Source organism: Streptomyces sp. NPDC020192 (genome assembly GCF_044388685.1).
Taxonomy (GTDB): domain Bacteria; phylum Actinomycetota; class Actinomycetes; order Streptomycetales; family Streptomycetaceae; genus Streptomyces.
In genome coordinates this window covers 401970-414264 of the sequence record NZ_JBIRXG010000002.1, presented here as the reverse complement: position 1 = coordinate 414264, position 12295 = coordinate 401970, and the positions used below count along the sequence as shown (strand labels likewise).

Here is a 12295-nt window from a genome sequence, read left to right as displayed (position 1 = left end):
GGGGACGGAGCCGGTCACGGGTTCTCGACATCGCCGTCAGAAATTTTTTCGCGGTCCTTCGGACAGCCCCTGGACCGTACGCCACCGTGGGGCTTCGTCGTCAGGGGCGTCCGGGGAGGTGAAGTGGAAGGGTACGCCCAGGTGGTCGGCCAGGGCCCGGCCGGCCTCGTCGGCCGCGGTGCCGGGGAGAGGTCCGCCCGGGCGGCGACAGACGGTCGCGAGGCGGGCTTCGCCCGACGGGTCGTCCAGGACCGCGACCAGGAGCACGAACCAGTCGTGGACGGTGTCGCCGTCCCAGAGCGCCTCGACCGCGGCCACCCGGCCCGGGTGGGCGGTGGCACGGGCTGCCAGTGAGGGCACGTCGAGCGGATCGGGTTCCCTGCGTCTCACCCGGTCGCCGAGGGCCTCGTAGCGCTCGCTGACCAGTTGTTGCGCCTCGTTCAACCCCAGCCCCAGCGGGCGCAGTGCTTCCCACACGGCCTTCACCGCCAGAAAGGGACGGTCGTCCAGCACGTGCGTGTCGACCTCGTGGCGGGTCTGGTCCTCCAGGTACGTCCACCACCCACTCACGGGGCCACCGGCGCTCGCATGACGTGCGTCATGGGCCGACCGTACCCCTGCCTGGGGGACATGACCTCGTAGAGGGGTCGTTGCCGTAGGGCACCCGCCGCGTCGTTGTCGACGGCCGGAACCATGGTGTGGTCGAGCGTGATGGACAGGCGTGCTCCGTCTCTCAGTTCTCGGCCGGCTGGTTCAGGACGCCGTGCAGGAAGACGTCGACGAGGTCGCGCACCTCCATCGGCAGCGCCGGGTCCGCCGGCTTGCCTCCGGTCGGCGGTCCGCCGGCTCCGACGAACAGCAGGTCCATGAACACCAACGCCGCCTGCTCGGGCGACAACCGCAGCAACTCCCGCTCGGGTTCCAAGAGTTCGGCCCGCGCCTCGCGTACGGGCGGGAAGCCGGCCGCACGATCAGGCGGGGCCCCGCCGCTGCCGGGACGGCCACTTCGCCCCCGCCCGCCCGTCGCGTGCAGCGCACCGACCACCGCACCGGCCCGGTCCAGGTGAGCTGCAACGCCGAGGCGGCCTCGGTCAGCCGGGCGGCGAGTGGCTGGTCCAGGGAGACCAGGGCGAGTTCGTCCAGGGCGCGGGCCGGGCCGAGCGCCTCCGCCACGCGCGCGTCCCGGAGCTCCTCCTTGTCCGCGAAGACGCGGAAGACGGTGCCCTCCCCGATGCCTGCGGCCCGAGCGATCATCTCCGGACGGCTGTCGGGGTCCATCGCCGGCGCCCTTCGCCGACATCAGTGGGATGTGGCGGCGATGACGACGCCCAGGCCGATCAGCGCGGCGCCACCCGCGCCGCCGATCGCCGACAGACGGCGGTCCGAACCGGCGAGCCAGGAGCGGGCGGCCGAGGCGCCCAAGCCCCACAGGGTGTCACAGAACAGTCCGACGGTGGCCGGGACCAGGCCGAGCATCATCATCTGGACCGGGACGCTGCCGGCGTCGTGGTTCACGAACTGCGGCAGGACCGCCGCGAAGAAGACCAGTCCCTTGGGGTTGGTGACGCCGACGAGGAGACCGTCCAGGACGGTGCGCAGATCGCCCCGTTTCCGGCTCGCCGGGACCGACATGTCCACGCGCAGTCGGTCGCGGTGCCGAATCGCCTGTATGCCGAGGTGGACGAGATAGGCGGCTCCGGCCAGTTGCACGGCGGTGAGCGCGTGGGCCGAGCCCTGGATCAGGGGGCCCAGGCCCAGGGCAACGATGACGACGAGAGCGTAGCTGCCGAGGAGGTTGCCCAGCACGGTGGCGAGCGCGGTGCGGCGGCCGTCGGCGAGGGCGCGGCCGATGACGAACAGGACGCTCGGTCCCGGGATCGCGATCACCACGAAACACATCGCCGCGAACGCCAGAAGGCTCGACGTGGACACCATGGGCCGGACTACTTGTGCAGCAAGGTCACGTGGGCGCGGGGAAGCCGGGCGAGGACCTCGGGCCGCACCTCAAGGGTGCGGTCGGCGGATCCGGCGCCGCAGAAGACCGGTTGTCCGGATGAGACGACCGCCGTGTCGATCAGGCACGGCACGCCGGGCCGGGGGCTGATCGGCGGGATGCCTCCGGGAACCAGTCCCTCCGCGGTGAGCAGGCCGGTGTCGGCCGTACGCACCTGCGCGCGGCTGGTGCCGGCGGCCGCCGCGAGACGGGCGAAGTCGACCCGGTCGTCCGCGCGCAGGGCCACGAGCAGGAGCGGAAGCCGCGGGGTGGTGAAGGCGAGCGTCTTGACGGCCTGTGACCAGGCGAAGGGCAGTGCCTTGCGTTCGGCGACGCTGTGGGCGGCGGTGTGCTCGTGGACGGTGTACGCGCTGCCGTCCGCGGCGAGCAGGGCCTGCCAGGATTCCTCACGGATGCTCATGCGTGACTGGCCTTCGACTGAGGGAAGGGGCGTGTGCTGCTCTGGTGAGCCTGAACGACGCGGCCGGATCCGATCAACTGATTGTGGAATCATGCAATCGTGATCACGGTGCGCTTCAGTGAGACGGCCGAGGAGGACCTCGCCTTCTCCCTCTCCCCGCTGCTCGAAGCGGTCCATTCCTGGCATGTGCTCACCGCTCCCGGGCACCATGCCCTGCACGTGCCCTGGGTGCGGCGCTGCCGGCGCCTGCCCGCCGCACTGCGCAGGCTGCTGCGCGAGCACAGCTTCGTGGTGGCCGACCACATCCCGGCCCTGTTCGAAAGCCTGGCGGACGATCACGACGCGGACTTCACCGAGCAGCTCGCGGCCGTACGCGCCCTGCCGCCCGCGCAGTTGGCCGCCGAGCTCTCCGAGACCCTTGTCGACACCACCCGCTACCGGGGGCCCGACCTCATCGAGGACGCCGTCACCCGTGACGCCGCACTCGCCGAGCTCCGGCAGACCGACTCCGCCCGGGCGGCACGCCTGAGCGACGTCCTCACCGACCCCCTCCCGGTCCTCGAGGGCGTGCTCACGGCACTGGGGGACTACTGGAGTGCCGCCTTCGCGGCCGAGTGGGAGCGCGTCGAACCCACCCTGCACCAGGCGATCGCCCATGCCGGACAGCAGATCGCCCACCAGGGGGTCCTCCCCATGCTCCGCACCCTGGTACCGCAGATCCGTGTCGACCCGGGACGGCGGACGCTCCGGCTGGACCGTCCGCACCACCACGACATCGCGGTCACCCGCGCCCGCCCGGTGACCTTCACCCCGAGTCATTACGTCTGGCCCCACGTGCGCGTCACCTGCGACGCCCCCTGGCCCTTGCGGATCACCTATCCCGCCCCGCCCCTCGCGCCGGCCTCGGCCGCCCGCCCCGCCAGCCAAGCGGAGACACTCACCGCGCTACGGGCCCTGGCCGCCGCCCCACGCCTGCAGATCGTCTCCTGCCTCGCCGCGCAGAGCCGCAGCACCCAGGAACTCGCCACCCTCCTCGGCCTGTCCCAGTCCGTGGTCTCCCGCCACCTCCAGCAACTGACCCAGGCGGGCCTGACCACCACCCGGCGCGAGGGCTACTACGTCCTCTACTCCCTCGACCCGGCCCGCCTCACCCGGATCGCGGCGGCCCTGACCGGCCTCGCCACGCCCCGCGACTGACGCGGCGCCCGGGACGGCCGGCGATCGTGTGTGTGTCAGCGGCAGGCGGGCCTCGTACTGTATCCGCGTGACGAGTCCCGTCCCCCGCCCCCAGTCCCTCCTCCTCAGCTTCCTCGGTGACGAGGTGCTGGGGCGTGGTGTGTGCGTGTACACGGGGAGTGTCATCGAGGTGTTCCGGCGCGCCGGTGTCGGGGAGCAGGCCACCCGGTCCACGCTCACCCGGATGGTCGCGCGCGGGCTGCTGAGCCGGCGGCGTGCGGGCCGGCGGACCTATGTCGGACTCACCGACCGCTCCGAGGCGATCCTGCGCGACGGGGAGCGGCGGATCTGGAAGACGGGCGCGGTCAACCGGGACTGGGACGGCACCTGGACGCTGCTCGGGTTCTCGCTCCCGGAGTCGTGGCAGCGCCAACGGCACGATCTGCGCTCGCAGTTGACCTGGGCGGGTTTCGGTGCGCTGTTCAGCGGGCTGTGGATCGCGCCGGGCGAGGTCGACGTCTCCGGGATCGTCGCCGAACTGGGCCTGGCCACGCATGTGAAGGTCTTCCGCGCCCACGCGGACACCGGCATGGACATCGCCGAGATGATCGACGACACCTGGGACGTGCGTGAACTGGCCTCCCGTTACCGGGACTTCGTCGCGACCTGGCGACCGTACACGTCGGGCAGCGCGGACCTGGCCGCCGAGGACGCCCTCGCGCTGCGCCTCCGGCTGACCGCCGAGTGGCTCCAAGTCATCCGCGGCGACCCCCGGTTGCCCGTACGACACCTTCCGGAGGACTGGCCCGCGGCCGCGGCGGAGCAGACGTTCCGCGCGGTCCACGCCCTGCTGGAGGCACCCGCCCGGGACGCGGCACGCCGACTGATCGAGACGATTCCGACGGCGTAGCGCCGTGCGCACGTGACACACCTGCGCGCACTGTCGCCCGAAGCGATGTTGTGCACTCTCTTGACCGCCGCAAGAAAACAGCCCTACATTCCTCCACACCTTCGTTCAGTGCACTGAGCATCTGCCCGGGTCTCCGCTCCGCAGCCGCCCACAAGGAGCCGCCTCCATGCCTGCCAGCCCCCGCCCCCGCACGTCCCGCACCCGTCTGCGCACCGCCCTCGCCGCCCTGGCCACCCTCGCGTCCACCGCCCTCGCCCTCTCCCCCGCGTCGGCCGCCCAGGCGGACTCGTCGGCCGCCACCCGGCTGACCGGCACTCTCACCGACGGCGCCACCTGGATCGCGGACGTCCCCGCCCGCTGGAACGGCACCCTGCTGCTGTTCAGCCACGGGTTCGGCCCGACCGTCGCGAAAGACGCGCCCTCCGACGCCGTACGCACCGAGTTGCTCGCCGAGGGCTATGCGATGGCCGGGTCGTCGTACGACCCCCATGGCTCGATGTGGGCTCTGAACAGCGCCGAACGGGACCAGTTCGCCACGCTCGACGCCGTCGGCGCCAAGATCGGTGCGCCGCGGCGCACCCTGGCCGTCGGCCAGTCCATGGGCGGGCTCGTCAACGCGCAGATCGCGCGTGACGGCGCCGGCCGCGTCGACGGCGCGCTCGGGCTGTGCGGCCTGGTCGCGGGCGGCACCGACCTGGACAACTACCAGCTCGACGCCGAGTACACCATCACCCGGCTGCTTCTGCCGGGGCAGGACGTCGGCCTGGTCCGCTTCGGCTCGGCGGACGCCGCGGCCGCCACCGCCAAGCGGCTCACCGACGCCGTCACCGCCGCCCAGGCCACCCCGCAGGGCCGCGCCCGGATCGCGCTGGCCGCGGCCTTCCTCAGCCTGCCCGCCTGGGCGCCGGGACAGGACCAGCCGGCACCGACGGACTGGGCAGGCCAGGAGCAGCAGCAGTACGCGTGGTTCGCGCAGGGCATCCTGTCGTTCGTCGAGGGCGGCCGGTACGCCGTCGAACAGTCCGTCGGCGGCAACAACTCCTGGAACCGGGGCGTCGACTACGGCCGCCTGCTCGCCGGTTCCGTGCACGCCCCGCAGGTCCGCGCCCTGTACCAGGCGGCCGGACTCGACCTGCGCGCCGATCTGACATCCCTGACCCGGGCCGCCTCGATCACCGCCGACCCGGCCGCCGTGGCGACCGCGCAGCGCACCTCCTCCGCCGGTCAGAGCCTCGGCGTACCGCTGCTGGACGTGCACACGGTCGCCGACAACCTGGTCCCGGTCGAACAGGAACGGCGGTTCGGCGACCGGGTGCGCGCGGCCGGGGCCGGCGCGCTGCTGCGGCAGGCCTACGTCGAGCGGCAGGGCCACTGCACCTTCACGACCGCCGAGACCGTGGCCGCCGTGCACGCGCTCGAACACCGCGTCACCACCGGCCACTGGGACGACGCCGCCACCCCCGCCGCGCTCCAGAGGTCCGCCACCGCGCTCGGCCTGGACGGGGCGGCGTACGTCCCCTTCCGCCCCGCACCCCTGACGGTCGGCCGCGACCGGCCCACGCAGTCCACCCACCACTGACCCCGGGACCCGCTCATGTCCGACACCTCCACCGCGCCGCGCACGTCCCTCCCCCTCGGTACGCTCGTCGCCGGCTGTCTCGCCGTCTGCCTCGCCCAGATCGGCCTCGCCATACCGGCCACCCTCAACGGCCTGTTCCAGGAACACCTCCACCCGGTCGGCTCCCAACTCACCTGGATCTCCGACGCGTTCCTGCTGCCCGTGGCCGTCCTCGAACTCACCTTCGGCGTGCTGGGCGACCTCTTCGGCCGCAAGCGGCTCCTCGTCGGCGGCGCCGCGCTGCTGTGCGCGGGCGAGGTCGTCGCCGCGAGCGCCTCCGGAATCCATCAGCTGTGGGTGGGGCAGGCGCTGGCCGGTCTCGGCGCCGCCGCGCTCTTCCCCACCTCGCTCGCCATGATCGCGGCCGGCACGCACACCGCCGCCGAGCGCGCCCGCGCCATCGCCGTATGGGCCTCCAGCCTGTCCGCGGGCGGCTTCCTCGCCCCACTGCTCGGCGGCATCACCGGCACCTATGGCTCCTGGCGCTCGGCGTTCGTGGTGGTCGCCGTGCTGGCCGCGCTCAGCGCCCTGGTGAGCCTGTGGCTGGCCGCCAACTCCCGTTCTCCCGAAGGCCGTTCGCTTGACCTCGGCGGGCAGATCACCATCGGTGTCGGTCTGTTCGCCCTGCTGTACGCCGTGATCCAGGGGCCGACGGACGGCTGGGGATCGGCTCCGGTGGTCGTGGCGTTCGTGATCGCCGCGCTGTTCGTGGGCCTGTTCGTGGCCGCCGAGCGCCGGGCCCGCTCCCCTCTGCTGCGCCTGGACCTGTTCCGCAACCGTTCCTTCGCGATCGCGTCGGTCGTCGCGGTCGTGGGCATGTTCAGCTTCCTCGGCACGGCCTACGCGACGAGCATCCGGCTCGGCCCCATCCAGCACCAGAGCCCGATGCGCGCCGCCTTCGCGTTCCTGCTGCTCAACGGCATCACCCCGGTCCTCACCCCGCTGACCTCCCGGCTGCTGCACCGGCTGCCCGCACGGGTGCCGCTCACCGCCGGGCTGGCGCTGATCGCCGCGGGTGACCTCCTGGCCGCCGGACTCGACGTCGGCGACCGGAACCTGACCTCGTTGATCCTGCCGCTCGGGCTGGTCGGCATCGGCTTCGCCTTCACGGTGTCGTCGATCACCGCGACCGCCGTCAACACGGTGCCACTGCCGCTCGCGGGCATGGCGAGCGCGGCGACCAACCTGCTGCGCGACTTCGGCTTCACCCTCGGCCCCGCCGTCATCGGCGCGGTCGCGCTGAGCCAGGCCGCGTCCCGGGTGACCTCCTCGCTGGCCACCTCGCCGTCGCTGACCGCACAGTCGAAGGCGGCGGCAGGCGCGGTGCTGAAGGAGGGCGGCCCGCTCGCCCTGAACTCCGTCCCCGCCGCCTCTCCGCCGGGCGCGGCCCGCGCGTACGCCCTCGACGCCCTCGGCCACGGTTACGCGATCGGCTTCGTGGTGTGCGGCTCGGCCGCGCTGTTCTCCGCGCTGCTGGTGGTGACGGCGCTGCGCGGGCGTACGGCCGAGGAGGGCGCGTCGCGAGCGGAGGACGGTACGGAGCGGACGGCGCTCAGCATGGGATGAGAGCGGGGCGGAACGCTCCGGGGCGCGTGACGTACCGGCTCACTTCACGCGCCGGTGGCGGCCGTCGCCGCGCAGGGTCATCCGGGCCGCGGTCACCGCCTTGACCGCGGCCATGCCGTTGCGCTCGATGCAGGGGATCTGGACCAGGCCGGCGACCGGGGCGCAGGTCAGGCCGGAAGACGGTCATCCCGTTGGCGTGGTACGGCAGTGATCGCCTGCGGTACAGGACGAGTTGGGTCGGCACGTCGAAGCCGAGCAGCCGGATGCGGCTCGTTGCCCTCCAGACCGAGGAGTACGGCCCTGGGATCCCGTGGCCGGCCGACGGTGTGCGGACAGCACGAGGCTCATGAGGTCACGGCCGCGGTGGCCGGGACGAGGGTGCGGCGGAGCCGGTTGAACAGCTTCGGCTGGTTGAGGGAGAGCACGGCGACGGCGGAGCCCTCACGCCGGTAGACGGCCGTGAAGGAGCGGCTGTCGAGGTCGCCGTCGACGACCTCGGCCTCGGCGCCGGGGGCGACGTGTCCGGCGAGCTGGATGCGCACCTGGTACTGGTCGGACCAGAAGTACGGCGCTGTGAGCGGGGCGGCGGCCGGCACCCCGGACAGCAGCGTGCGGGCGGCGGTCGTCGCCTGCTCGGTGGCGTTGCTCCAGTGCTCGATGCGGGCGTGCCGTCCGGTGAACGGGTGGGGGCAGCGGGCGACGTCGCCGACGGCGACCACGCCCGGGACACTGGTCCCGCAGCCGGCGTCGCACACCACGCCGTCGTCCACCTCGACGCCGGAGCCGGCGAGCCAGCCGGTGGCCGGGCGCACGCCCACCCCGGTCACGACGATGTCGGCGGGCAGCAACCGCCCGTCCGCCAGCCGCACGCCGGTGACCCGGCCGTTGCCGGTGAATCCCGCCACGCCGGTGCCGCACAGCAGACTGACCCCGTGATCGCTGTGCAGCGAGGAGCACACCAGCCCCATCTCGCGGCCCAGTTGGCGCTCCAGCGGGACGTCGAGCGCCTCGACGACGGTGACGTGGAGGCCGAGCCGGTGGGCGGTGGACGCGACTTCGGCGCCGATGAAGCCGGCGCCGATGACGACGACCCGGGGCAGGCCGCCCCGCAGACCGGCGCGCAGGGCCCGGGCGTCGTCCAGGGTGCGCAGGGTGTGGACGCCGGCCAGGCCGTCCGTGCCGGGGAGCGTACGGGGACTGGCGCCGGTCGCGATGACGACCCCGTCGGTGCGCACCTCCTGCCCTCCGGCCAGTGTCACGGAGCGGGAGGCGGGGTCCAGCCGGACCGCACGCTCGCCGAGCAGCCACCGCGCCCCCAGCTCCTCGTACTCGTCCGCGTCACCGAGCGCGAGCGCGTCGGCCTCGAGGTCGCCCTTGAGGAACTCCTTGGACAACGGCGGGCGGTCGTAGGGGGCGTGGCGCTCCTCCCCGACCACGACGATCTCGCCGTCGTAGCCCTCCGCGCGCAGCGCGCGCACCGTGCTCAGGCCGGCCAGTGACGCTCCGACGACGGTGATGCTCCTCATGCCGGTCCTCCGGGTGCAGAACGCTGCCACGAATACGCTGTCTCGAATAACACAACTCGATTCGCTATATGCAACATGCTTTCCACTGCGCCGAGGGGCTGTCAAGGGAGTGGCAGGCATTTGTTCACCATGACGCACCAACTCTCGCCATGCGCAACAATGGGGTGATCAGAGCGGGGGTACGTCCCCCAGCTCCAGCAGCATGTCCCCCATGGCTCTCTCGGGCCCGGCCTCGGGGCCCTCCAGGGACTGTTCGCTCCAGATGACCTTGCCGCGAGCGGTGTACCGGACGCCCCAGCGCCGGGCGAACTGGGCGACCAGGAACAGTCCCCGGCCGCCCTCGTCGGTGGTGGCGGCGCGGCGCAGATGCGGTGAGGTGCTGCTGCCGTCGGCGACTTCGCAGATCAGACTGTCTCCGTTGAGCAGCAGGCGAAGGCTGATGGGCTCACCGCCGTAGCGGATGGCGTTGGTGACCAGTTCGCTGAGGATGAGTTCGGTCGTGAAGGAGATCTCGTCCAGGTCCCAGGCGGCCAGCCGACGGGCGCAGGCGGCGCGGAGAGGGGCGATGGCGGCGGGGTCGGCGGGTACGTCCCAGTCGGCGACCCGGTCCGGGTCGGTGAGCCGGGTGCGGGCCACCAGGAGGGCGATGTCGTCCAGGGGACCATCGGGCAGCAGGGCGTCGAGCACCGCCCGGCAGGCCTGTTCCGGGGTCCGGTCGGGCTGTGCCAGGGCTCCCCGAAGGAGTTCGAGCCCGGTGTCGAGGGCGCGGTCGCGGCCTTCGACGAGTCCGTCGGTGTAGAGGGCGAGCAGGGAACCCTCGGCCAGTTCCAGCTCGACGGTCTCGACGGGCAGACCGGCACCGAGGCCCAGCGGCGGCGAGACGGGGACGTCGGGGAAGGTGACCGTGCCGTCGGGGCTGACGAGGGCGGGTCCCAGATGGCCGGCCCGGGCCATGGTGCACCGGCCGGAGACGGGGTCGTAGACCGCGAACAGGCAGCTGGCACCGGTGATGCCCGCTCCCTCGCCCTGGGCACCCCCGCCGTCCACGCGCTCGCTGTTCTCGCTCTCGTCCATCTGCGCGACCAGTTCGTCCAGGTGGCTCAGCAGCTCGTCGGGGGACAGGTCGAGGGCGCAGAAATTGTGGACCACCGTGCGCAGCCGGCCCATGGTCGCGGCGGCGTGCAGTCCGTGGCCGACGACGCCGCCGACGACGAGGGCGACCCGGGCCCCGGGCAGGGGGATCACGTCGAACCAGTCCCCGCTCACCCCGGCCTGGGCGGGCAGATAGCGGTGGGCGACCTCCAGGGCCGACTGCTCGGGCAGGGCGCGGGGCAGGAGGCTGCGCTGGAGGGTGACCGCCATGGTGTGCTCGCGGGTGAAGCGGCGGGCGTTGTCGATGGCGACCGCCGCGCGGGCCGCCAGTTCCTCGGCGACGGCGAGATCCTCCTCGGTGAAGGGGTCCTGCTCCGAGCGCCAGAAGTCGACCACACCCAGCGCCATGTCACGGGCCAGCAGCGGCACGGTGATCAGGGAGTGCATCCCGAAGTCCAGGACGCGGCGCGCCCGTTCGGGATCCTGCGCCCGCCAGCCGCGCGCCGCGCGCAGATCGGGCTCCAGCACGGCGTGGCCACCGCGCAGCCCCTGCGCCTGCGGCATCGTCGGCAGCCAGGTGATGGTCTCGTCCACCGGGTACAGCGGATGGTCGTCCCGGATGCCGCGCACGGCGGCACGGTGCATGGTCAGGCTGGTCCCGTCCGGTTCCTCGCCGCGTCGTACCGCGTCGCGCAGCTGGACGGTGGCGTAGTCCGCGAACCGGGGCACGGCGATCCGGGCCAGTTCCTCGGCCGTGCCGGACACATCGAGGGTGGTGCCGATCCGCACCCCGGCGTCGTAGAGCAGTTGCAGGCGCTCCCCCGCGATCCGGGCACGGCCCGCGAGCGCCCGCAGTTCCGTGGTGTCCCGCAGGGTCGCCACGGAGCTGCGCGGCCCGCCGTGCGGGGCGGTCGGGCGCACGTTGACCGCGAGCAGCCGCTCGCCGGCCCGGACCACCTCGTCACTGACGGCCCGGCCCGAGGCCAGCAGCGCGGCGGCCGGCTGGGACAGGCCCAGGTCGGTGACGCGCCGGCCCGTCGCGTCCTCGGGCAGCTCCAGCAGGCGGGCGGCCTCGTCGTTGGCCAGCAGCAGCCGTCCCTCGCCGCCGATGACGAGCACACCTTCCCGGACCGAGTGCAGGACCGCGTGGTGGTGCTCGTACATCCGCGTCATCTCGGCCGGTTCCAGGCCGTGCGTCTGCCGCCGCAGTCGCCGGCTCACCAGGGCCGACCCGCCCGTGACCAGCGCGAGCCCGACGGCGGCGGAACCGAACAGGAGTGGCAGCTGTTCCATCACCCGCATGTTCACGGTCTTGACCGTGATGCCGACCGACACCACTCCGACGACCTTTCCGTCGGTGTCGGTGACGGGGACCATCGTGTCCACGGCACGGCCGACGCCGGGTGTGTTGTACGTGGCCTGGTGCACCTTGCCGGCCAGCGCGTCCGCGTAGGAGCCGACGACGCGTTTGCCGATGAGGCGCGGGTCGGGGTGGGTCCAGCGGATGCCGGACGGGCTGAACGCGATGACGTAGTTGACCTTGGCCTGTTTCCGGGCCTCCTCCGCGCGCGGCTGGAGCAGGGCGCTGGGGTCGGCCGATTTCATGGCGCTCAGCGTCCCCGGAGCGTTCGCGAACATCTCGGCGCCGACGAGCGAGCGCTGCCTGGCTTCCTGAAGGCTCGTGCTGCGGCCCTGGAGCACCAGGGCCACCACCGCGGCGACCACGAGCAGCAGGACGACCCCCACCTGCAGGACGAGGAACTGTCCGGCGACGCTGCGCACGCTCAGGACGGAGGGCAGACGGGCCCGTGGCCGCTGCGGGGCTCGCGGCCGGCCCTGGAGCCCGGACCACCCCGCGGGCCTGGCCGACCGCGCCGCGCCCGGCGACCGGGCCGCACGCCGATGCATGGCCATGTCTCCAGTATGGGTGGCCCCGGGCGGGACGTGTCGGGGCGTACGTACGGCCGTACGGGCGACGGGCCCGTCCACCTGC

Annotated in this window: 10 protein-coding genes and 1 pseudogene; 4 read left to right on the top strand and 7 right to left on the bottom strand. The window is 73.0% G+C overall.

Annotation, left to right across the window (positions count from 1 at the left end; translation table 11 throughout):
• Positions 1–36: 36 nt before the first annotated feature.
• From ACH47Z_RS06325 to ACH47Z_RS06310, 4 genes are all read right to left on the bottom strand, one after another.
• Positions 37–570, bottom strand: a complete 534-nt coding sequence (locus ACH47Z_RS06325; RefSeq protein WP_399071088.1) for a hypothetical protein — start codon at positions 568–570, stop codon at positions 37–39.
• A gap of 163 nt (positions 571–733) precedes the next feature.
• The gene (locus ACH47Z_RS06320) at positions 734–925 is read right to left on the bottom strand and encodes a hypothetical protein (RefSeq protein ID WP_399071086.1); all 192 of its coding nucleotides are present in this window, start codon (positions 923–925) and stop codon (positions 734–736) included.
• 374 nt (positions 926–1299) lie between these two features.
• Positions 1300–1935: a LysE family translocator gene (locus ACH47Z_RS06315; RefSeq protein ID WP_399071085.1), complete on the bottom strand. Its 636-nt coding sequence runs from the start codon at positions 1933–1935 to the stop codon at positions 1300–1302.
• A gap of 8 nt (positions 1936–1943) precedes the next feature.
• Positions 1944–2414, bottom strand: a complete 471-nt coding sequence (locus ACH47Z_RS06310) for an aminoacyl-tRNA deacylase (protein WP_399071083.1) — start codon at positions 2412–2414, stop codon at positions 1944–1946.
• A 99-nt stretch (positions 2415–2513) separates the two neighbouring features.
• Between ACH47Z_RS06310 and ACH47Z_RS06305 the strand changes: the two genes are divergently transcribed.
• From ACH47Z_RS06305 to ACH47Z_RS06290, 4 genes are all read left to right on the top strand, one after another.
• The gene (locus ACH47Z_RS06305) at positions 2514–3611 is read left to right on the top strand and encodes a DUF5937 family protein (protein WP_399071081.1); all 1098 of its coding nucleotides are present in this window, start codon (positions 2514–2516) and stop codon (positions 3609–3611) included.
• Positions 3612–3672: 61 nt separating this feature from the next.
• Entirely contained in the window at positions 3673–4500 is an 828-nt protein-coding gene (locus tag ACH47Z_RS06300) for a PaaX family transcriptional regulator C-terminal domain-containing protein (RefSeq protein WP_399071386.1), read from the top strand.
• 166 nt (positions 4501–4666) lie between these two features.
• Complete coding sequence (locus ACH47Z_RS06295; protein WP_399071080.1) at positions 4667–6079, top strand: alpha/beta hydrolase; 1413 nt, start codon at positions 4667–4669, stop codon at positions 6077–6079.
• 15 nt (positions 6080–6094) lie between these two features.
• On the top strand, positions 6095–7684 hold the full coding sequence (locus tag ACH47Z_RS06290) for an MFS transporter (RefSeq protein ID WP_399071078.1): 1590 nt from the start codon (positions 6095–6097) through the stop codon (positions 7682–7684).
• A 54-nt stretch (positions 7685–7738) separates the two neighbouring features.
• Here ACH47Z_RS06290 and ACH47Z_RS06285 read toward each other — a convergent pair.
• From ACH47Z_RS06285 to ACH47Z_RS06275, 3 genes and pseudogenes are all read right to left on the bottom strand, one after another.
• Positions 7739–7858, bottom strand: a pseudogene (locus ACH47Z_RS06285) (L-serine ammonia-lyase, iron-sulfur-dependent, subunit alpha); the annotation flags it as partial.
• 170 nt (positions 7859–8028) lie between these two features.
• Complete coding sequence (locus ACH47Z_RS06280) at positions 8029–9210, bottom strand: NAD(P)/FAD-dependent oxidoreductase (protein ID WP_399071076.1); 1182 nt, start codon at positions 9208–9210, stop codon at positions 8029–8031.
• 168 nt (positions 9211–9378) lie between these two features.
• Positions 9379–12216 carry a SpoIIE family protein phosphatase gene (locus ACH47Z_RS06275; RefSeq protein WP_399071074.1) on the bottom strand — a complete coding sequence of 946 codons (2838 nt, stop codon included), beginning with the start codon at positions 12214–12216 and terminating at the stop codon, positions 9379–9381.
• Positions 12217–12295 lie beyond the last annotated feature (79 nt).

Bases quoted from the DNA above. Each gene is read 5' to 3' on its own strand.
- ACH47Z_RS06315 (WP_399071085.1), bottom strand. From the start codon at position 1,935: ATGGTGTCCACGTCGAGCCTTCTGGCGTTCGCGGCGATGTGTTTCGTG.
- ACH47Z_RS06310 (WP_399071083.1), bottom strand. From the start codon at position 2,414: ATGAGCATCCGTGAGGAATCCTGGCAGGCCCTGCTCGCCGCGGACGGC.
- ACH47Z_RS06295 (WP_399071080.1), top strand. From the start codon at position 4,667: ATGCCTGCCAGCCCCCGCCCCCGCACGTCCCGCACCCGTCTGCGCACC.
- ACH47Z_RS06290 (WP_399071078.1), top strand. From the start codon at position 6,095: ATGTCCGACACCTCCACCGCGCCGCGCACGTCCCTCCCCCTCGGTACG.
- ACH47Z_RS06280 (WP_399071076.1), bottom strand. From the start codon at position 9,210: ATGAGGAGCATCACCGTCGTCGGAGCGTCACTGGCCGGCCTGAGCACG.
- ACH47Z_RS06275 (WP_399071074.1), bottom strand. From the start codon at position 12,216: ATGGCCATGCATCGGCGTGCGGCCCGGTCGCCGGGCGCGGCGCGGTCG.